Annotated in this window: 17 protein-coding genes and 1 riboswitch; of the genes, 9 read left to right on the plus strand and 8 right to left on the minus strand. The window is 68.1% G+C overall.

The annotated features are described in order from the left end of the window. Entirely contained in the window at positions 1–672 is a 672-nt protein-coding gene (locus C4F17_RS04635; RefSeq protein WP_106934430.1) for an FMN-dependent NADH-azoreductase, read from the minus strand. Positions 673–805: 133 nt separating this feature from the next. Here C4F17_RS04635 and C4F17_RS04640 point away from each other — a divergent pair, with 133 nt between their 5' ends. From C4F17_RS04640 to C4F17_RS32670, 3 genes are all read left to right on the plus strand, one after another. Continuing rightward, on the plus strand, positions 806–1,711 hold the full coding sequence (locus C4F17_RS04640) for a LysR substrate-binding domain-containing protein (protein WP_106934431.1): 906 nt from the start codon (positions 806–808) through the stop codon (positions 1,709–1,711). A 284-nt stretch (positions 1,712–1,995) separates the two neighbouring features. Further along, positions 1,996–2,166, plus strand: a riboswitch (yybP-ykoY riboswitch). 14 nt (positions 2,167–2,180) lie between these two features. Beyond that, on the plus strand, positions 2,181–2,750 hold the full coding sequence (gene mntP, locus C4F17_RS04645) for a manganese efflux pump MntP (protein WP_081269462.1): 570 nt from the start codon (positions 2,181–2,183) through the stop codon (positions 2,748–2,750). A 174-nt stretch (positions 2,751–2,924) separates the two neighbouring features. Continuing rightward, positions 2,925–3,128: a hypothetical protein gene (locus tag C4F17_RS32670; protein WP_081269463.1), complete on the plus strand. Its 204-nt coding sequence runs from the start codon at positions 2,925–2,927 to the stop codon at positions 3,126–3,128. Positions 3,129–3,143: 15 nt separating this feature from the next. On the opposite strand, the gene C4F17_RS04650 is transcribed toward C4F17_RS32670, so the two are convergent. Then, positions 3,144–4,736, minus strand: coding sequence for a serine hydrolase domain-containing protein (locus tag C4F17_RS04650; RefSeq protein ID WP_106934432.1), 1,593 nt, complete (start codon positions 4,734–4,736; stop codon positions 3,144–3,146). Positions 4,737–5,024: 288 nt separating this feature from the next. Here C4F17_RS04650 and C4F17_RS04655 point away from each other — a divergent pair, with 288 nt between their 5' ends. Continuing rightward, complete coding sequence (locus C4F17_RS04655) at positions 5,025–7,760, plus strand: sensor domain-containing diguanylate cyclase (protein WP_234382572.1); 2,736 nt, start codon at positions 5,025–5,027, stop codon at positions 7,758–7,760. A 33-nt stretch (positions 7,761–7,793) separates the two neighbouring features. Here the strand turns inward: C4F17_RS04655 and C4F17_RS04660 are convergent, their stop codons facing one another. The 3 genes from C4F17_RS04660 to C4F17_RS04670 all read right to left on the minus strand — a co-directional run bounded on the left by C4F17_RS04660 (position 7,794) and on the right by C4F17_RS04670 (position 11,121). Then, positions 7,794–9,518 (minus strand): sensor domain-containing diguanylate cyclase, encoded by a 1,725-nt coding sequence (locus C4F17_RS04660; RefSeq protein WP_106934434.1) that lies wholly within the window; start codon positions 9,516–9,518, stop codon positions 7,794–7,796. Between the two features lie 33 nt (positions 9,519–9,551). Next, positions 9,552–9,851 (minus strand): hypothetical protein, encoded by a 300-nt coding sequence (locus tag C4F17_RS04665; RefSeq protein ID WP_106934435.1) that lies wholly within the window; start codon positions 9,849–9,851, stop codon positions 9,552–9,554. A gap of 79 nt (positions 9,852–9,930) precedes the next feature. Next, a complete protein-coding gene (locus C4F17_RS04670; RefSeq protein ID WP_106934436.1) occupies positions 9,931–11,121 on the minus strand; it encodes an MFS transporter in 1,191 nt (396 codons plus the stop codon). Positions 11,122–11,214: 93 nt separating this feature from the next. Here C4F17_RS04670 and C4F17_RS04675 point away from each other — a divergent pair, with 93 nt between their 5' ends. Beyond that, the gene (locus C4F17_RS04675; RefSeq protein ID WP_106934437.1) at positions 11,215–12,177 is read left to right on the plus strand and encodes a LysR substrate-binding domain-containing protein; all 963 of its coding nucleotides are present in this window, start codon (positions 11,215–11,217) and stop codon (positions 12,175–12,177) included. Here C4F17_RS04675 and C4F17_RS04680 read toward each other — a convergent pair. The 3 genes from C4F17_RS04680 to C4F17_RS04690 all read right to left on the minus strand — a co-directional run bounded on the left by C4F17_RS04680 (position 12,126) and on the right by C4F17_RS04690 (position 15,217). Beyond that, the gene (locus C4F17_RS04680; protein ID WP_106934438.1) at positions 12,126–12,896 is read right to left on the minus strand and encodes a fumarylacetoacetate hydrolase family protein; all 771 of its coding nucleotides are present in this window, start codon (positions 12,894–12,896) and stop codon (positions 12,126–12,128) included. The genes C4F17_RS04675 and C4F17_RS04680 overlap by 52 nt on opposite strands. Positions 12,897–12,915: 19 nt before the next feature. Continuing rightward, positions 12,916–13,893 carry a tripartite tricarboxylate transporter substrate binding protein gene (locus C4F17_RS04685; protein WP_106934439.1) on the minus strand — a complete coding sequence of 326 codons (978 nt, stop codon included), beginning with the start codon at positions 13,891–13,893 and terminating at the stop codon, positions 12,916–12,918. A gap of 82 nt (positions 13,894–13,975) precedes the next feature. Continuing rightward, the gene (locus tag C4F17_RS04690) at positions 13,976–15,217 is read right to left on the minus strand and encodes a pyridoxal-phosphate-dependent aminotransferase family protein (protein WP_106934440.1); all 1,242 of its coding nucleotides are present in this window, start codon (positions 15,215–15,217) and stop codon (positions 13,976–13,978) included. 122 nt (positions 15,218–15,339) lie between these two features. Here C4F17_RS04690 and C4F17_RS04695 point away from each other — a divergent pair, with 122 nt between their 5' ends. From C4F17_RS04695 to C4F17_RS04710, 4 genes are all read left to right on the plus strand, one after another. Beyond that, positions 15,340–16,032, plus strand: a complete 693-nt coding sequence (locus tag C4F17_RS04695) for a GntR family transcriptional regulator (RefSeq protein ID WP_081269471.1) — start codon at positions 15,340–15,342, stop codon at positions 16,030–16,032. Between the two features lie 13 nt (positions 16,033–16,045). Further along, complete coding sequence (locus C4F17_RS04700; RefSeq protein WP_106934441.1) at positions 16,046–19,123, plus strand: FAD-binding and (Fe-S)-binding domain-containing protein; 3,078 nt, start codon at positions 16,046–16,048, stop codon at positions 19,121–19,123. A gap of 65 nt (positions 19,124–19,188) precedes the next feature. Further along, positions 19,189–20,421 carry a YbfB/YjiJ family MFS transporter gene (locus C4F17_RS04705; RefSeq protein WP_106937437.1) on the plus strand — a complete coding sequence of 411 codons (1,233 nt, stop codon included), beginning with the start codon at positions 19,189–19,191 and terminating at the stop codon, positions 20,419–20,421. Further along, entirely contained in the window at positions 20,418–20,954 is a 537-nt protein-coding gene (locus C4F17_RS04710; protein WP_106934442.1) for a methylated-DNA--[protein]-cysteine S-methyltransferase, read from the plus strand. Before C4F17_RS04705 ends, C4F17_RS04710 begins: the two co-directional genes overlap by 4 nt. Positions 20,955–20,957: the final 3 nt, after the last annotated feature.

Below are 20,957 nucleotides of genomic sequence, written 5' to 3' on the forward strand. Positions count from 1 at the left end.
TCAGGCCGCCGCCTGCAGCTCGCGCACCAGCGTCTCGACGCGGGCGAGCGCGGCGGCGACGGACCGGTCGAGCAGGTCGCCGTGGTCTTCGGCGTGCTCTATACCCACGCTGTGCGTTTCGGTGAGCCCCAGGAGCGCCAGCGGGGCTGTGATGCCGGGCGTCAGCAAGTCCATTCCCGACTGGAACCCGCCGGGCCCGTAGCCGCTGCTGCCGCATGAGGTCAGCAGCACCGTGCGGCGACGGCGTTCGGCCAGCAGCGGCACGTAGGGGTTGTCGCGGCTGCGGTCGAAGTCGAAGGTGGCGCCGATGCGCACGATGTTGTCGATCCACGACTTCAGCGGCGCCGGCATTCCGAAGTTGTACATCGGCACGCCGATCACGAGCAGGTCGGCGCGGCGCACTTCGGCGATCAGCGTGTCGCTCTCCGCGAGTACTGCATGCATCCACGGCTCGCGCTCGGCGGCCGGGGTGTAGCCGGCGGCGATCCATTCGCCGGTGACGTGGCACGGCGGCGTGGCGCCGATGTCGCGGTAGATCACCTCATCGTGTGGCCGTGCCGCGCGCCAGGCCGATACGAAATGCCGGCTGAGCCGGCGCGAGTGCGAGCCGTGCGCATGCGTGCCAGAAAAACCGGGGCGGGCGCTGGCGTCGATGTGGAGCAGGGTGGTCATGGTCGGGTCCTCGTTGTTGCCTGGTGGGATGAAACTGGTTCAGCTGTCGGCTTGACAGGGTTCTCAATCTATCCAAGCATCCGAGGCCCAACAAACGATGATTTCTTTGCGCTGCTGAAAAATAAATTCATCCATGAGCAACCTGCGCCAACTCCCGCCGCTGGCGTCGCTGCGTGCCTTCGAGGCGGCAGCGCGGCATTGCAGCGCCAAGCTCGCAGCCAGCGAGTTGTCGGTCACGCCGACCGCCATCAGCCATCAGGTGCGTCAACTGGAAGACTCCCTCGGCGTCGCGCTCTTCATCCGTCAACCGAGGCAACTGGCGCTCACGCCGCAGGGGCGCGAACTGCAGGCGGTGCTGAGCGAATCGTTCAATGCAATTGCCACTGCAGTGGCACGGCTGCGGGCACCTCCGCAGCGCCAGGCCATCACGCTGTCGGCCACGCCGGCCGTTGCGGCTCGCTGGCTGCTGCCGAGAGTCGGCGCCCTGCGTGCGCTGCATCCGAAGCTGGACCTGCGCATCCACGCATCGCACGAAGCGGTGGCGCTCGACGGCGTTACCGCCGACATCGCCATCCGCTACGGACGCGGCCAGTGGCCGGGCATGGTGGCCGAGAAGCTGTTCGACAACGTGTTTGCGCCAGCGTGCAGCCCTGTGCTCAAGCTGAAGAAGCGGAGCGACCTGGTGCGGCACACGCTGCTGCACTTCGCGCTGCCCGGCAGCAGGAGCCAGCCGGGCACGTGGACGGAATGGCAGCAGGAGGCGCAGGTGGCCGGTCTCGACGTATCTGCGGGGCCGGTGTTCTCGGACGAAACGCACACCGTGTCGGCCGCGCTGCAGGGCCAGGGCGTGGCGCTGATGAGCCTGGCGCTGATCGCGGACGAACTGCGCGCAGGCAACCTGGTGAAGCCCTTCGGCCCGGAACTGCCGGGGCTGCCGTTCCATCTGGTGTGCCCCGAGGCGCGGCGATCGGAGCCCGCCGTGGCGGCGGTATTCGACTGGGTGAAGGGGCTGCAGCCGCTGGATGGAAGCGGGGCATGAGGAAAAGCACAAAACGCGACACATGGCGCGCGCACCTCGGAAGAATGCACACAGCATGGCTGGGCCAGCCAAAGAAAAACCCGCCTGAGCGGGTTGAAGGGTAGCCCTGGAGGAGGGAGGAAAGAGCGGGCTACCGGCGGTGATTGTTTCGGCCGAAACTTATGCGGCGCTTAAAGCGGCATACCCGAGCGAACAAGAGCTCACGGCGTCGCAAGCCGCAAAGCCCTACGCCCGGCGCAGGCGCTGTCGCGGAGCCCTTTCAAGGCAGGCGATTAGAATCGCCGCTCCCTTGGGGAGTAGCCGGCTTCCGGACTTCGGAAGCGTTCACGTCAACATACTCGGTTCGCACCTTGCGACCGTGGCGTGAGCAGCCGAAAGGTTGGCGAGACCAGCGGTGCATGGACGCGGCTTTGGCCGGCGGGTTCGTGCGCCGCGGCGTCTTGAACCGGCCTTGCTTGCTACTTCCAAAATGAACATTGCCTCCACGATCCTTCTTGCATTCGCCATGTCGACGGATGCTTTCGCCGCTGCTGTCGGCAAGGGCGCAGCACTGCGCAAACCCTCCTGGCGCGAAGCCTTGCGCACGGGTCTCATCTTCGGCGTCATCGAGGCGATAACGCCCGTCATCGGCTGGGCTGCCGGCCTGGCCGCCGCCAGTTACGTCGAACGTTGGGACCACTGGATCGCGGTCACGCTGCTCAGCGTGCTGGGCCTGCGAATGATCTGGGAGGGCTGCGGCACGCCCGACGCGGTGGACGACAAGCCCAGCCGCAACTCCTTCTGGACCCTGGCCATCACCGGTTTCGCGACCAGCATCGACGCGATGGCCGTGGGCGTCGGGCTGGCCTTCATCAACGTCAACATCGCCTGGACCGCGCTCGCCATCGGCCTCGCCACGCTGACCATGGTGACGCTTGGCGTGATGGTGGGGCGCGTGCTGGGCGCCGTCGTCGGCAAGCGCGCGGAGATCGTCGGCGGCGTGCTGCTGATCGGGATCGGCTTCTTCATCCTCTATGAGCATCTGAACGGGCTGGCCTGAAGCCGGGCATCGGTTGATACCGATGTAAACACACGACGGAGGTATTGCGTGAAAATGTGAATAAATCACGAATTCCGGCCATTTCGGATCACGTGTCCGAGCTGCTCAGGACAAGCCCCGAGCGAATCCTGAGTACCTTAAGACTACGATCCGGGGAATTAGACAAGGATCTCCATGGAGACGTACCCGACCCTTCGCCAGGCCACAGGCGTTGCCCGCATTCTCAGCAAGCGCTCGTCCTGCACCATCGTCGTCTACCGGCAAGCGGAAGGGAAATTCGTGGCAGCGCATTCGACCGATCGGGTGGAGGGGAGCATCGAAGGCGTGTACCGCGACGGGTATGTGGTTCCAACGCTCCTGAGCAAGCCCGAGCGTTGAAGGGCGCCAGCCTCGCTATCGCTGAGACGCCGATACGCCCTGCATCAGCAGCGACAGGGCTTTCCGCAGGTTGGTTGCCGATGCCGTCTCTCCCTTGTCAAAGCCAAGCCGAACGACAACGAGGTCGTGCGAAGGAATGATGAACACCAGCTGGCCGCCCGCCCCGAGCATGTAATAGGCAGAGGTCGGAACCGGCCAGGCGCCCGTGCCGTTGATCCAGAAGAAGCCGCCATAGATGGGGCGCTTGTCGGCCGCCCACGTCGAGGCGACGGTGCTCACGAACTTGACGAACCCCTCGGGCAGGAGGCGCTCGCCGTTCCATACCCCATCCTGCAGGTACAGATTGCCCAGGCGTGCCCAGTCGCGCGCCGACATGTAGTCGTAGCCCTGTGCCAGGAAGTTTCCGTAGGGGTCGGTCTCCAGTGTCATCGTGCGAATGCCGATCTTGTCGAACAAGGCTCTTTGCGGAAAAGAGAGGTACTGCTCGCCGCGCTTCTCCACTGCAAGTCGGATCAGGTAGTTGGCCAGCACCGGATCGGTGTTGCGATAGCGGCCGATGGTGTTTGGCGGCCATTGCTGGGGGCGGGTGGCTGCGTAGTTGAACGCGTTGATGCGCCCCGTGTAGAAATATTTGTGGTCGGTGTAAGTCCCGTTGGGATCGAAGTCCGGGTCGTCCGGAGCCTTGATGCGCAGTCCGCTCGACATGTGAAGGATGTCGGCGATCCGGATCTCCTGGCGCTTGTCCCCCGCGGACTGCCATTCCGGGATCGGGGCGGGTTGGTCGAGCCGGTATTCGCCCTGCTTGATCAGCATGCCGAGCAGGGTGGCCGTGACGCTCTTTCCCATCGACCACGACTCGAGCGGCGTCGTCGCCGTGATGCCCGGCATGTAGCGTTCGCCGATGATCTGCCCCTTGTGCGTGACCACGAAGCCTGCCGTGTAGGCCTCCGGCAGCTCGAAGGCCGCGTCGAGCGCCTGGTTGATCTTCGTCCTGTCCAGCCCGGCCTCCGGCGCTGCGTCACTCAGTGCGTTGCCCATGGGCCAGGGCTGGGTGCCCGGATCGGGCAGTGTGCTGGTGACGGTCACAGGCGTGAAGTAGACATCGTCCTTGCCGGGTGGCAGCGTGATGCAACCTTGCGAGCCGTAGTAGCGGGCCACCAGCGTCGGGCCATTGGGAATGGCGATGCGCACCTCTTTCTTGTCGCGGTCGACCAACGGCCTGCCGACCTTGCGCCGCTGGTCGTAGGGGCCGGTGAAGTAGCCCACGCTCTCCGCCGCCAGGTTGGGGTCGAGGCCGGTGATGAACACGGCGGAGCACATCGCCTTGGCATACCCGGAGGTGTTGTGCTCCAGCGGATCGCCCGGCGGCGGCACGTAGGGAGTGTCCAGTTCGTAGGCCCGGGCCCGGGCGATGAGCGCTGCGGGTGCCGGCAATTCGGGCGCCGTGCCCGTGGGGTTGCTCGTGCCTGCGGCGGGTGCCGATCCGATGAGCCCGATTCCGCCGCCTCCGCCTCCACCTCCACCACCGCCGCCCCCGCACGAGGTCAGCGCAAGCAGGAAAAAAGCGCCAGTCGCCATGGCGCCGGAGATGCGGGCGGTCCTCTTCATTGGCTCTCCTCACATTTTTGTTATATGAAAGTCTGCCCTAGAGTGGGGCGGATGGCAAATCCATGTTCGGCATTGCCTCGGCTTGCCAAGGAGCCTGGCCCGATGCCTGAATCGCGTCCGGAGAAACCACGGCCCGAAGTCTAAAATCTTCGACGCACGAGAAGTCGGGGAGAAATCGGGATATGGAAGGCCCCGATACTGTCGCCGGAGACTCCCGCTGCACACGCCTCGGCAGCTTGAACAAGACCAATAATGAATCCCTCGGGCCCTTCGAAACTGCGCTTCGGTTTGCACACACGCCTCAGCCTCGGGGTGGCGGCGGTGGTTCTCACCGCCACGTTCACCATCGCGACCTGCGCGCTGCATTTCGTCAAATCCAGCCTGCGCGCCTCCATCGCCGGCGAGCAGCTGGCCAGGGTGTCCGCCGTCGCGGACGCGATCGACCAGAAACTGAGCAGCCGCCGCATCCTGCTGCAGACTTTCGGCGACAGCGTGGTGGCCCAGGACTTCAAGGACGCCGAGCCGCTGCAGGCCTTTCTGGAGAAGCACGCGGCGCTCAAGCAGGCCTTCGACAACGTCGCCTTCATCGACATGGAAGGCAACCTGGTCGCCAACCAGAGCGGCGCGGTGCCCATCGGCAGCGTGAACATCAGGGACCGCGCCTATTTCCAGCAGACGGTGGCGTCCAAGGCCGGCATCATTTCGCAGCCCTACCGCAACCGGCTGAACGGCCTGGCGCAGGTGGCGATCACCGCGCCGGTGCTCGACGGTGCAGGGCAGGTGCGGTACGTCATTTCCGGGGCGATCAACCTCAAGGACCGCAACGTGCTGGGCGCGCTCGCCGAGGTCAAGATCGGCAAGACGGGCTACCTGTTCATCACGACCACCGACGGCATCGTGATCGACCATCCGCGCACGTCGCGCATCCTGAACCATGTGCAGGCCGAAGGCGGAGCCGGGCCGCAGGTGCTGCGCGCGATCGCTGGCTTCGAGGGCACGAGCGAAGGCGTCGACGAGCGCGGCGTGCCCGGCCTCTACGCCTTCGACCGCACCGAGCAGACGAACTGGATCGTCGGCTCGATGTACCCCAGCGCCGAGGCTTTCGCCCGTGTCGACGCCATCGAGCGTGCCGCGTGGATCGGTGCCGTGCTGCTGGCGCTGACCGCGGGCGCGCTGGCGCTGGGCGTGGTGCGCCGGCAACTGCGGCCTTTGGCCGAGCTGCACCATCACATGCAGGTGGCACAGCAGTCGCCCCACGAGATCGAGGCGCCGATGCAGTACGCGCACGACGAAATCGGTGATCTCGCCCGCACCTTCGACGAGCTGATGAAGCAGCGCCGCGCCACCGAGCAGAGCCTGGCGCACAGCGAGGCGCAGGTTCGCACCATTGCCGACAACATTCCCGCGATGGTCTCGCACATCGATGCGTCGCTGCGCTACACCTTCGTCAATGCGCACGTGCGCGCGCTTCACAACAACGCGCCGCTGGTCGGGCGCGCGATGCCCGAGGTACGTGGCCAGCGCGACTTCGCACTGGTGGAGCCGCACATCGCGCGCGCGCTGGCCGGCGAGGCCGTGATCATCGAGAAGCCGGGCGATCCAGCGCTGGGCATCGGCAATCGCACTTTCAAGGCGCACTACATTCCCGACATCGATGCCGACGGCGTGGTGCGCGGCGTGTTCTCCATGACCTTCGACATCACGGAGGAAGTGACCATCCACAAGGCGCTGACCGAGCAGGAAAAGCGGCTGCGCGACGTGACGGACAGCATCCCCGCGCTGGTCGGCTACTTCGACCGCAACCAGAACTGCCTGTTCGGCAACATCCGGGCGCGGCAGATGGCAGGCGTGGGCGACGGCTCGCTGGTGGGCACGACGCTGCGCACCGCGCTTGGCGACGCCATGTACGCGCAACACAAGCCCTACCTGCCGGTGATGTTCTCCGGCAAGAAGGTGCGCTTTTCGGTGCGTGCGCCCACGCGCGGCAAGGAAGGCTTCTTCCAGGTCAACCTCATTCCCGACAAGAACCTGCGCGGCGAGGTGGTGGGCTTCTATCTCATGAGCTTCAACATCACGGCGCTGAAGGAAGCCGAGCTGCGCCAGGCCGAGAGCGAACTGCGGCTGCGTGCCATCACCGACAGCATGCCGGCGCTGATCACCTACATCGACCGCGAGGAAAAAATCACCTTCGCCAACGCCACCAGCCGCGAGTGGCTCGGCCTCGACCCGACGCAGGTGCTGGGGCGCCACATGCAGGACATCTCCGGGCGCGAGGTGTATCTCTCGCGCAAGCCGATGATCGAGCGCGCGCTGGCGGGCGAGAAGGTGGAGTTCGAGGCGCGCACCCAGCGCAAGGGCTTCGAGCGCATCACCCAGGTGATCTATGTGCCCGACGTGCGGTCCGACGGCCTGACGCACGGCATCTTCTCGCTGGCGCTGGACATCACCGCGCTGAAGGTGGTGGAGCACAAGCTCATCGAGCTGGCGCGGCTCGACACGCTCACCAGCCTGCCGAACCGGCTGGCCTTCAACGAATACCTGCCGGACGCGGTGCTGCGCGGGCGCTTCACCGGCAACTCGCTCGCGCTGATGTTCCTCGACATCGACCACTTCAAGGCCATCAACGACACGCTCGGCCACGCAGTGGGCGACGCCGTGCTGGTCGAATATGCGCGGCGCCTGCAGGGCAGCGTGCGCGGCACCGACATGGTGGCCCGGCTCGCGGGGGACGAATTCGTGCTGGTGCTCGAGAACCTCGGCGGCCAGGAGGCGGTGGCCATCGTCGCGGCCAAGATCACGGATCGCATCGGCAAGCGGCCCTTCGAGGTGGACGGCCGGCAGATCGACGTCACGACCAGCATCGGCATCGCGTTCCACCGGGCCGCCGATTCACTGGTGACGGCAGAAGAGCTGCTGGCGCGCGCCGATGCGGCGCTCTACAACGCGAAGGCGGCGGGGCGCAACCGCTTCGAGTTCTTCATGTCCATCAAGAACTTGCCCGACACGACGGCCGAGGCCCACTGAGGCAAGAAGAGCGCAGCGCCGCGGGCCCAGGCATCAGGGCAGCGGCGGCGCCACCGCGCGGTTCCTGCCCAGCGACTTCGCGGCGTAGAGCGCCTTGTCCGCACGGCGCAGTGCGCTGGCCACGCTTTCCTCGTCGCGCAGCATCTGCGAGACACCGCAACTGATGGTGATGTGGCCCACCGGATCGATGAACGCATCGCCCACCAGCCGCACCAGCTCCGTGGCCGCCTGCATTGCCTCGGCCGCATTGGCGCCCGGCAGCATCAGCACGAACTCTTCGCCGCCCAGCCGCGCTGCTATATCTGACTTGCGCAGCCGGGTCTTCATGAGCCCGGCCACCGCCTTCAGCACGAGATCGCCGGTGGCGTGGCCGAAGCGGTCGTTGACCGACTTGAAGTGGTCGATGTCGATCATCACGATGCCGAGCGGCGCGGTGTCGGGGTTCGACACGGCCAGCACCTGCTGCAGCCGTTCTTCCATGCCGTGGCGGTTGAGCAGGCCGGTCAGGGCGTCGAAGCGCGCCTGCCGGTCGAGCTCGGCGTTGGCGGTTTCCAGCGCGGCGGTGCGCTCCTTCACGCGCTGCTCCAGTTCGGCGTTGGCGCTGACCAGCTTGGCCGTCATGCCCGCGAGCGCCAGCGATAGCTGCTTGACCTCCGAGCTGCCCGCATTGGTGGGGATGCCGGTGTCGAGCCGGCCGGCGCCGATGTCGCGTGCCACCGACGCGATCTGCCGCAACGGCCGAGTGAGCCGCTGCGCCAGCAACCAGCCAAGCACGAAGGCCAGGCCGGCACAGAGCAGGCCCAGCATCAGCGCCTTCCTGACGCCGTCGCGCGCCGCGGCGCGCGCCACGTCGGCGGGCTCGCGCGCCACGACGGTCCAGCCGAGGTCGATCTTGCCGTCGGTCGCCCCGACCGACGAGGTGGCCATCAGGAACTCGCCGCCCGTCGATTCGCGCGCGAACTTCACCCCGGAGCCCCCCGTGGCGGACGGCTGCACGCCGAGGTCGGCCGAGCGGTCGAAGCCGGCGTCCGACGCGTAGATCACATGGTCTTTCGCGTCCAGCACGAACACCTCGAGGCGGCGCGCCAGGGCGTCGTCCGGGAAGAGCGACTCCACCACGCTGCGGGTCCATTCCCAGCTGCCGTGCATGCCCAGCACGCCGATCAGCTGCCCGTCGCGCCGGATGGGCGCCGCGAAGTCGACGAAGCGCTGCGGACCGCCGTCGCTGCCCTTGGGCAGCAGCGCCGCAAGCAGCTTGGCGGCGTGCACGTCGCCCACGTGCGTGCCGAGCAGGCCTTCCTGGAACCACGGCCGCTCGGCCACGTTAGCGCCGAGCAGCAGCTTGCCGGTGGACGCCTGCACCACGCCGTCGGGCGACACCACGCCGATCCACGCGCTGTAGGGCGTGAGCGCCTGGGTGCGCGAGATGGTCTGGATCACGCGCTCGGCGCCCAGGCCGTCCTTCCAGAGCGTGCTCGAGTCGGCGAGCAATTCGATCTCGCGCGTGCGCGAGGTGAGGCCGTCCGCGAGCGCCTTGGATGCGTTCCGCGCGATGGTGCGCAGCACGGCCGATTCGTCGGCCTCGCTCTTGCGCGCGAACATCGATCCCAGCACCAGCGAGAGCGTGACGGCCAGCACCGCCGCGAGCCCGCCGAAGCCCAGCGCCACCTGCGTGCGAAAGCTGCGAAACCAGCTTTTGCGGCGTGCCGGGGAGGGCGTGTCGTGGTTGTCGTCGTTCGCGGAATGGGCTGTGTACATCGATGGATGGTGTGCGGTTGTGGCTGCCCGTGCTCAGGGCACGGCGAATACGTGGTTCTCGTGGCGGTCTTCGCCCAGGGCGAACCAGGTTCGTCCCTTGAGGCTGAAGCCGTGCTTTTCGTAGAAGCGGCAGGCACTCCGAGCCGTCCTGCCGGCCGCGTCCTGCGCCAAAGCGGCAAAGCCCGACGGCGTGAACGCGTCGAGCACATGGCGCCCCAGCAGGTCGTTCACGCCATCGGTGGCGTAGGTGTCGAGCCAGACCTGGATGGCCAAGGCCGCCAGCGCGTGCGCGTCGGTCGCAACGGCGGGGCGGACTTGGAGGGAAAAGGGCATTGCGCAGTAGATACGGGGCTTTGGTGTCCCTGGATTCTGCCTTTCCCGCGATTCCTGCGGATTCCCGCCAGTAGAAGGATCAGGCGGTTTGCGAAGCGCAATCGTGCAGTGTGTGGCGCGGTTCGCGCCGGTCCAGCGCGCGGCTCCACAGCGCGATGGCCAGGCCCGCGAGCGTGAGCAGCGCCGCCACCCAGCCCAGTGCTCGCAGCCCGGGGCCGTGCGCGATCACCACGCCGCCGACCCACGCGCCGAGCGCATTGCCCAGGTTGAAGGCCGCGATGTTCAGGCTCGACGCCAGGTTCTGGCCGGCACCCGAGGCCTTTTCGAGCACCCGCAACTGCATGGGCGCCACCGTGGCGAACGAAGCCACGCCCAGCAGGCCGACGAAGGCCACCGCCATCCATGGCGTGCCGATGACCCACTGCATGACGCCCAGCACCACCGCCAGCACCGCCAGCGTGCCCAGCACGGCCGGCATCGTCGCGCGGTCGGCCAGCTTGCCGCCCAGGATGTTGCCGACGGCCAGCCCGCCGCCGAACACCAGCAGCACCGGCGACACCGCCGATTCCGACAGCCCCGTGACCTGCGTCAGCAGCGGCTGGATATAGGTGAAGACGGCCAGCACGCCGGCGAAGCCCAGCACCGTCATCGCAAGGCCCAGCAGCACTTGCGGGCGCACCAGCACCGCCAGTTCCTCGCGCAGCGGGGCGATCGGCGCGTCGGTGCGGCTGCGCGGCACGAACACGGCGAGCACCGCGAAGGCCAGCACGCCCAGCGCGGCGACCGCCCAGAACGCGGCGCGCCAGCCCAGGTGCAGGCCCAGCCATGCACCAGCCGGCACGCCCAGCAGCGTGGCGGCGGTCAGGCCGGTGAACATGATCGCGATGGCCGACGCCCGGCGCTCGGGCGCCACCAGTCCGGTGGCCACCACCGAGCCGACGCCGAAGAAAGTGCCGTGCGCCAGCGAGGTGATCACGCGCGCGGCCATCAGCATTTCGTAGTTGGGCGCGAGCGCGCAGGCCAGGTTGCCGAGCGTGAAGATCGCCATCAGCGCGAGCAGCACCGTCTTGCGGGGCAGCTTGCGCGTGGCGATGGTGAGCACGGGAGCGCCGACCGCGACCCCGAGCGCGTAGCCCGAGATCAGCAGGCCGGCGGCCGTGATGGAAACATGCAGGTCCGTCGACACCTGCAGCAGCAGGCCCATGATGACGAACTCGGTGGTGCCTATTCCGAAGGCACCGGCGGTGAGGGCGAGCAGAGCGATTGGCATGACGCCCTGTACTGTGGAGACAAACAGGCTCGATGACTAGAATGCCGCGAGTACAAGCATTTATGATTTGAAGTCACAAAACGGAGCTCCGCCATGCCGCGCATCGACGTCAACCGCTCCGGCGAAATGGAAGCTTTCGTCCAGGTGGTGGAGTCGGGCGGTTTTTCGGCAGCGGCGCGCCTGCTGGGCATGACACCCTCCGCCGTGAGCAAGCTGATCTCGCGCATGGAGCTGCGCCTGGGCATACAGCTGGTGCACCGCTCCACCCGCAAGCTGCAGCTTACGCCAGAGGGCTCGGAGTTCTACGAGCGCAGCCTGCGCGTGCTGGCCGACATGGACGAGGCCGAACGCTGCGCCGCGGCCGGCGCCGCCCCGCGTGGACGGGTGAGCATCAATGCGAGCGTGTCATTCGGGCAGCACAAGCTGGTGCCGCTGGTGCCGCGCCTGTTGGAGATGCATCCGCAGATCTCGCTCGACATCGCGCTGACCGACCGCATCGTCGACCTGATGGACGAGCGCGCCGACATCGCCATCCGATGGGGGCAATTGCCGTCTTCAGACCTGGTGGCGCGGCGGCTCGGCGAGACCAGCCAGTCGATCGTGGCTGCGCCGTCGTATCTTGCGAAGTACGGCACACCACGCACGCCGCAGGAGCTGGAAGCGCACAACCGGCTGGGCTGGAGCTTCCGCCGCAACTCGCCCGATTGGCCGCTGCGCGTGGGCGGGCGAACGCAGTGGCTGCCGGTGGCCGGCCCGGTGCGCGCGGGCGACGGCGAGACCTTGCGGCAGTTGGCCATCGCAGGGGCGGGCGTGGCGCGGCTGTCGCTGTATCACATACAGCACGACATCGACGCGGGCCGGCTGGTGCCGCTGCTGGAGGAGTTCAATCCCTGCGAGGTGGAGCCGATCCACGCGGTGTACATCGGCAAGGCCGGCACGCTGCCGGCCCGGGTGCGCGCGGTGCTGGATTTTCTGGTCGCGTGCTCCGGCGTGGGCGGCGGGCGCTACACGCTCAAGCGGACCGCGCCGACGCCGGGGAATTCGGCCGACACCTGATCGCCGCGCCGGCAGGGCAGCACGCCGACCCACGAGCCCGTGGTGACGACCGTGCCGGCCGGCACGGTATGGCCGTGGCGCGTGAGGTGGCGCAGCCAGATGGGCAGCAGCCACGTGGGGTCGCCCAGCGGGTGCGTGCCGGTGCGCAGCACCGTGTCCGCATTGCCGACCCTGGTCTCGCAGCGCTGCGAAGACCAATCGAGCGCGGCATACGGCTTCCATTCGCCGATCACCAGCGCGCCGTGCACCTGCGAGTCGGCCAGGCGCAGCAGGGCGGGCGTGGAGGGCAGGTCTTGCCAGCGGGCATCGACGATCTCGACCGACACGGCCATGGCATCGACGACCGATGCGGCGTTGCCGTGGTCGAGCGCCGCCGCCTGCGCGGGCGTGACGTCCTGGCCGAGCCGCAGTGCGATCTCCGCCTCGATGCCGGGCGTGTGGAACACCAGGTCGCTGAAGTCCGCCGGGCTCGGGCGAACGCCGGCGGGCGTCAGCGGCGCATGCGTGAGCGTCGCGCTGCGCGAGCCGCCGCCCGACTTCCAGGTGCCGGGCACGGCAGCAGCGCCGAACCAGCCGAGCGCGGCGGCCACGGCGTCCTGCACTTCATAGGCCTGGTTGGCGGTTTCGAGCGTGTCGAGCCAGGGCGTGGCGTCGAGGGTGCGGTTGCCGCGGCGCGCGGCGACGAGGGCGTCGGTAAGGGCGGTCTGGGATGGGTTCATCTGCCCGATCTTCCCAGCTTCAGGTCTCGACATGGACATTGCCGTCCTTCACCACCTTGGCCCACTTCGCGATTTCCGTGCTGATGAACTGCTTGAATTTGTCCTGCGAGCCGCCGCCGTCTTCGGCGCCGTAGGTGTCCAGCCGTTCCTGCACGTCGGGCATCGCCAGCACGGTGTTGACGTCGCGGTTCACCTTCTGCGCGATGGAGGCCGGCAGCTTGCCCGGCCCCGCAAGCCCGTACCAGGTCGTCGCCTCGAAGCCCTGGAAGCCTTGCTCCTGCATGGTCGGGACGTTCAGGTGGCCCTTGGCGCGCTTGGTGCGGGTCTGCGCGACGGCGATCACGCGGCCGTTCTTCACGTGCGGCGTGGCGGCCGTCATGGTCTCGAAGCTGTACTGGATCTGCCCGCCCATCAGGTCCGCCAGCAGCGGGCCGCTGCCCTTGTACGGCACGTGCAGCGCATCGACGCCGCCCTGCAGCTTGAACATTTCCAGCGCCAGGTGCTGCGCCGAGCCCGCGCCGGCCGAGCCGAAGCTGAGGGTGCCCGGCGCGGCCCTGCAGGCGGCCACAATGTCCTTCACGCTCAGCGCCTTCTGCCCCGGGTTGGCGATCAGCAGGTTGGGCGTGACGCCCACCAGCACGATCGGCACGAAGTCGCGCTCCACGTTGTAGCGCAGCTTGGGCTGCAGGCTGGGCGCCAGCGCATGGCTGTTGATGTGCGCCATGAGCAGCGTGCTGCCGTCGGCCGGCTGCTGCGCCACGTAGTCGGCCGCCAGCACGCCGGCCACGCCGCCCTTGTTCTCCACGATGACCTGCTGGCCCCACATGATGGTGAGCTTCTGCGCGACCACGCGGGCGAGGGCGTCGGTGCCGCCGCCCGGCGGAAAGCCGACCACGATGCGCACCGGCCCCGAAGGCCACTCCTGCGCGAAGAGCCGGGGCACGCCGAGCGTGGCGGCGGCCGCACCGGCGGCCTGGATGAGGGAACGTCTTTGCATCTTCTTTGTCTCCGTCGTAGGTAGGAATCCGATGCGCGCCGGGGGGCGCTGTTGCCGGTGCAGCACCGGCAGTGCTGCGTGCCTATGCGGCTTTCTGCAGCGCGGCCGGTGCCGTGTGGTTCGCGAAGTGGTCCATGGCCGCGTGCACGCCGCTGCCGGCCAGCTTGATGCCCGCGAGCTTCATGCCCATCTCGACGCCCGCGACCATGGCCACCAGCGTCAGGTCGTTGCTGTCACCCAGGTGGCCCATGCGGAACATGCGGCCCTTGAGCTTGCCCAGGCCGGTGCCCAGCGAAAGGTCGAAGCGCTGGTGGATCAGCCGCCGCAGCGCGTCTGCATCGACGCCCTCGGGCGTGATCACGCCGGTGAGCACCGGCGAGTAGACGGCCGGGTCGGCGCACTGGATCGGCAGGCCCCATGCATTGACGGCAGCGCGCACGCCCGCGGCCCAGCGCTGGTGGCGCGCGAACACGTTGTCCAGGCCTTCGCCGAGGATCATGTCCAGCGACTCCGACAGCCCGTACAGCAGGTTGGTGTTGGGCGTGTAGGGCCAGTAGCCGTCCTTGTTCATCTCGACGATCTCGTCCCAGGCCCAGAAGGCCTTGGGCAGCTTCGCGGTCTTCGAGACCTCTAGCGCGCGCGGCGACAGCGCGTTGAAGCTGATGCCCGGCGGCAGCATCAGGCCCTTCTGCGAGCCGCTCACGCACACGTCCACGCCCCATTCGTCGTGGCGGTAGTCCGCGCTGGCCAGGCCCGAGATGCTGTCGACCATCAGCAATGCCGGATGGCCCGCCGCGTCGATGGCCTTGCGCACCGAGGCGATGTCGGAGGTGACACCGGTGGAGGTCTCGTTGTGCACCACGCACACGGCCTTGATCTTCTTCTCGGTGTCCTTGCGCAGGCGCGCCTCGATCAGCTCGGCCTGCACGCCGCGGCGCCAGCTCGGCGCGCTGGGCAGTTGCGCGTCGGTGCCCGACCACGCGAGGAACTCGGTCGACAGGCCCAGGCGCGTGGCCATCTTCTGCCACAGCGAGGCGAAGTGGCCGGTTTCGTACATTAGCACGTGGTCGCCCGGGCTCAGCGTGTTGGCGAGCGCGGCCTCCCATGCGCCGGTGCCGGAGGCGGGGTAGATGGCGACCGGGTGCTTCGTCTTGAAGACCTGCCTGATGCCACCCAGCACCTTCAGGCCGAGCGTGCCGAACTCCGGCCCGCGATGGTCGATGGTGGGCAGGCTCATGGCCCGCAGGATGCGGTCGGGCACGGGGCTGGGGCCGGGAATCTGGAGGAAGTGGCGGCCGGTGGGATGGATGTCGAGTTGCAGCATGGACTGTCCTTTCGTTTTTCAGTTTTGCATTCAAAATACATTTTTGTGCGATGGTTTACCCTGATGCATCTTGGTTGTTGGGGCAATTTTTTGCATTCAAAATGCATTCAAAGGGAAAAACCATGACAGCGGAAATCATCGAAATCTCGCGCCTGGCGTTGCACGACCAGGTGGCCTCGCGGCTGCGGACCATGCTGGTGGAGGGCTACATCGCGCCCGGCGCCAAGCTCAACGAACGCGAGCTGTGCCTGCAGCTGAACGTCTCGCGCACGCCGCTGCGCGAGGCCATCAAGCTGCTCGCGGCCGAAGGGCTGGTCGACCTGCTGCCCAACCGCGGCGCGGTGGCGGTGAAGCTCACCGAGGCCGACGTGCTCAACACCTTCGAGGTGCTGGCCATGCTCGAGGGCATGTCGGGCGAGCTGGCCGCCAAGCGAATCACCGACGACGAACTGGCCGAGGTGCGCGCGCTGCACTACGAAATGATGGCCTGCTTCGCGCGGCGCGACCTGTCGGGCTACTACCGCCTGAACGCGCGCATCCACACCGCCATCAACGACGCGGCGGCCAACCCGGTGCTGTCGAACACCTACCGCTCCATCAACGCCCGCGTGCAGTCGCTGCGCTTTCGCACCAACCAGAACGAGGCCAAGTGGAAGCACGCCGTGCAGGAGCACGAGCAGATGATCGACGCGCTGGCCGCGCGCGACGCCGCCGCCATGCGCCAAGTGCTCGTGTCGCATGTGCTGCGCAAGCGCGACACCGTGCTCGAGCTGCTGCGCGCCGGCGAAATCTATCCCTCGGCCAAGTCGAGCTGACCTGAGAACCACCATGCGCATCGATCCCGCCAGCCACATGCAGCCAGCCGGAACCGTTCTTCCGCCCAACGACACCTGCGAGCTGCTCGCGCGCCGGCTGCGTGCCGACACGCAGGGCGAGGTGCTGTTCGACGACGGCTCGCGCGGCCGCTACGCCACCGACGCGTCGATCTACCAGATCACGCCCGTGGGCGCCTTCGTGCCCACGAACGAACGCGACATCGCTACCGCCATCGACATCGCGCGCGACCTGAAGGTGCCGGTGCTCGCGCGCGGCGGCGGCACCAGCCAGTGCGGGCAGACCACGGGGGCGGCGCTGGTCATCGACAACAGCAAGCACTTCCGGCGCGTGCTCGACGTGAACGTGGAAGAGGGCACGGCCACGGTCGAGCCCGGCCTCGTGCTCGACCACCTGAATGCGCAGCTCAAGCCGCACGGCCTGTGGTACCCGGTGGACGTATCGACCAGCGCGCAGGCCACGCTGGGCGGCATGGCAGGCAACAACTCCTGCGGCTCGCGCTCCATCGCCTACGGCAACATGGTGCACAACGTGCTGGGCGCCAGCGCGTGGCTGTCGAACGGCGAACTGGTCGACTTCGGCCCCGTGGGTTCGCTGGGCGTGCGCGCGGCGGGCATCGCGCAGTTCGTGCGCGGGCTGGCCAGGCAGCAGCGCGAGCAGATCGCCGAGCACTGGCCCAAGGTGATGCGCCGCGTGGCGGGCTACAACCTCGACATCTTCGACAACCAGAGCGAGCGACCGTACACGGCGGACGGCAGCGTGAACCTGGCGCACCTGCTGATCGGCTCCGAGGGCACGCTGGCCTATACCCGCAGCCTGAAGCTCAAGCTCGCGCCGCTGCCGCGCGCCAAGGTGCTGGGCATCGTCAACTTCCCGACCTTCCACGCGGCGATGGATGCGGCGCAGCACATCGTGAAGCTGGGGCCGACGGCGGTGGAGCTGGTCGACCGAACCATGATCGAGCTGAGCCTGGGGAACCCGGCCTTCAAGCCCACGGTGGAAACCGCGCTCATCGGCAAGCCGGCGGCCATCCTGCTGGTGGAGTTCTCGGGTGCAGAAAAGGCCGCGCTGCTGGCGCAACTGAAGCGGCTGGTAGAACTGATGGGCGACCTCGGCCTGCCCGGCAGCGTGGTCGAGATGCCCGACGACGCGCGGCAGAAGAACCTGTGGGAGGTGCGCAAGGCAGGCCTCAACATCATGATGAGCCTCAAGGGCGACGGCAAGCCGGTGAGCTTCATCGAAGACTGCGCCGTGCCGCTGGAGCACCTGGCCGAATACACCGATGCGCTGACCGAAGTGTTCGCGAAGTACGGCAGCCGTGGCACCTGGTACGCGCACGCATCGGTCGGCACGCTGCATGTGCGGCCCATCCTGGATATGCGCGTGGACGGCGCCGCCAAGATGCGCGCCATTGCAGAAGAAGCGAGCGCGCTGGTGCGCAAGTACAAGGGCGCCTTCAGCGGCGAGCACGGCGACGGACTGTGCCGCGGCGAGTGGATCGAATGGCAGTTCGGCCCGGCCATCAACGAAGCCTTCCGCGCCATCAAGCGCAAGCTCGACCCGCTGGACCTGTTCAACCCCGGCAAGATCATCGACACGCCGCGCATGGACGACGGCTCGCTGTTCCGCTTTGCGCCGCCCACCGCACCCAAGCCGTACCGCCGCATCGAACTCAAGCCGGTGCTCGACTGGTCGGCATGGAACGTCAACGCCGACCCGGTGACCGAGGTGACCACTGCCCCCGGCACCGGCGGCGACAGCACCGGCGGCCTCGCCAAGGCCGTGGAGATGTGCAACAACAACGGCCACTGCCGGAAGTTCGACGCCGGCACCATGTGCCCGAGCTACCGTGCGACGCGCGACGAGCAGCACCTGACACGCGGCCGCGCCAACACGCTGCGCCTGGCGCTATCGGGCCAGCTCGGCCCCGATGCCTTCACCAGCGAGGCCATGCACGAGACCATGGACCTGTGCGTCGGCTGCAAGGGCTGCAGGCGCGACTGCCCCACGGGCGTGGACATGGCGAAGATGAAGATCGAGTTCCTCGATCACTACAAGAAGCGCCACGGCCACACGCTGAAAGACAAGCTCGTGGCCAGGTTGCCCGACTACGCCCACAAGGCCAGCCGCCTGCCGTGGCTGCTGAACCTGCGCAACAGCGTGCCCGGCGCCGCTTGGATCGGCGAGAAGCTTCTGGGCTTTTCAGCGAAGCGCTCGCTGCCCGCCTGGCGCAGCGACACCTTCTGGCGCGCGAAGGACAACGAGCCCGGCCTGTTCGCCGATCGCGACGCGGTGCTGGCCGTCGCACGGCGCGGCGGCAAGGCGGCGGTGCTGTTCGTCGACACCTTCAACGGCACCTTCGAGAGCGAGAACGCATTCGCGGCGGCGCGCGTGCTGCAGGCGGCCGGCTACCTGCTGCACACCGTCGAGAAGCACGGCGGCCACCATTGCTGCGGCCGCACCTTCCTGGCGAGCGGCATGGTCGAAGAGGCCAAGGCGAAGGCCGGGGCGCTGATCGATGCGCTGGTGCCGCTGGCGCGGGCTGGCGTGCCCATCGTCGGACTGGAACCATCGTGCCTGCTCACCCTGCGAGACGAAACGCTGGTGATGGGCTTCGGCGAGAAGGCCGAGCTGGTGGCAAAGCATGCGCTGCTGTTCGAGGAATTCATCGCGCGGGAAGTGAAGCTCGGCCGCTTCGAACTGGCCCTGCGACCGGCCGAGACGCCGATCCTGCTGCACGGCCACTGCCACCAGAAAGCCTTCGGCGCGGTGAGCCCGGTGATGGAGGTGCTGAAGCTGATTCCCGGCGCGCAGACCGAGCTGATCGAAAGCTCGTGCTGCGGCATGGCCGGCAGCTTCGGCTACGAGGCCAGCCACTTCGATGTCTCGATGCAGATGGCGGAAGCGAGCCTGCTGCCCGCCATCCGCGCCAGGCCCGACGCGGTCGTCGTGGCCGACGGCACCAGCTGCCGCCATCAGATAGAAGACGGCGCCCGGCGCGAGGCGGTGCACGTGGCCGTGCTGCTGGAGCGGCACCTGTTGCACAGCGACCCTGTCGCTGGCACGGCCTGAGGGGAGCCCCCGGCAGCAGGATCTGGCAGGCTGCCGCAAAATGCGCGGCACCCCCTTTGCTGCTGATGTCGACCTCGCTCACTTCCACCGCCGCCCCGGCACAACCCGCGCTCCGTCTTGCATTCGCGCTCTCGATGGGCGCGGCCGTGTCGCTGGGCATCACGCGCTTTTCCTACGGTCTTCTGCTGCCGCCGATGCGCGCGGATCTCGGCTGGAGCTATGCGCTGGCCGGCGGCATGAACACGGCGAACGCGGTGGGCTACCTGATCGGCGCGCTGATCACGCCGATGCTGATGCGCCGCTTCGGGGTGACCCGGTTGCTGGTGGTCGGCGCCGTGCTGGCAAGCGTCTTCATGGCGGGCAGCGGCTTCGTGACGGCGGCACCGGCGTTGCTGCTGCAGCGCCTGCTGGCCGGCATAGCGAGCGCGTGGGTGTTTGTGGCGGGCGGCCTGCTGGCCGCGCGGCTCGGCGAGGCCGGGTCTTCGCGAGGCGGACTGCTGCTCGGCATCTACTACGGCGGCACCGGCTTCGGCATTGCGCTGTCGGCGCTGCTGGTGCCGCAGGTGTTGCGCGCGGCTGCGGACGTGCCGCACGGCTGGGCGTGGGCCTGGTGGGCATTGGCCATCGCCAGCGCGGCGGCCACCTGCCTGCTCGCGTGGGCGGGCCGTGCGATGCCGGACAGTGCTCCCGCTGCGCACACCGCGCCGTCGTCCGCTGCAGCCGCCAGCGCACCGCCGGTCGCGCTGCGCCGATTCGGCTGGGCGCTGGCGGGCTATGCGCTGTTCGGCATGGGCTACATCGGCTACATGACGTTCGTGATCGCGCTGCTGCGGGAGCAGGGCGCGAGTGCCGGCTTCATCACGCTGTTCTATGCCTTGCTGGGTGTCGCCTGCGTGGCTTCCTCGCGGCTGTGGGCGGGCCTGCTCGACCGCTATCGCGGCGGCCAGCCGCAGGCGCTGCTGAACGGGCTGCTCGGCGTGGCCACGCTGCTGCCGGTGCTGAGCCCCTCGGCGCCGGTGGCGCTGGTGTCGGGCGTGCTGTTCGGCGGGGTGTTCCTGTCGGTGGTGGCGTCGACCACCGCGCTGGTGCGCCACAACCTGCCGCCCGCGCGCTGGGCGCAGGGCATCAGCATGTTCACCATCGTTTTCGCGGCGGGGCAGATCGTCGGGCCGACCGTCACCGGATGGATTTCCGACGGCGCCGGCGGCCTGGCGCGCGGCCTCGTGGCGTCGGCCATCACGCTGTGGGCTGCTGCCGTGCTTGCGTCGCGCCAGCATGCATTGCAGGAGACGCCATGAGCGGCTTTGCCCTGTTCGAGACTGCCATCGGCATGTGCGCGCTGGCGTGGGGTCCGCAGGGGCTGGTCGGCGTGCAGCTGCCTGCGGACGACGGCGAGCCGGCCACGCGGGCGCGCATGAGGCAGCGCTTTCCGGAACTGCGCGAAGGGCCGCCCGACCAGATGGCGCAGCGCGCCATTGCGGCCATCCAGGGCCTGCTGCAGGGCGTGCACGACGACCTGAGCCACATCGAACTCGACATGCGTGGCGTGTCCGAGTTTCACCAGCGCATCTACGCGATCGCGCGGCGCATTCCGCCGGGGCAGACGCGCACCTATGGAGAGATTGCCGAGGAGCTTGGCGACAAGAGCCTGTCGCGCGCGGTGGGGCAGGCCATGGGCCACAACCCCTTTGCGCCGGTGGTGCCGTGCCACCGCGTGCTGGCGGCGGGCAACAAGCCGGGCGGCTTCTCGGCCGGCGGTGGTGCGCTGACCAAGCTGCGCATGCTCGCCATCGAGGACGCGCGGCCCAACGGGATGGCTTCGCTGTTCTAGCAG

Source organism: Variovorax sp. PMC12, from assembly GCF_003019815.1.
Lineage (GTDB): Bacteria > Pseudomonadota > Gammaproteobacteria > Burkholderiales > Burkholderiaceae_C > Variovorax.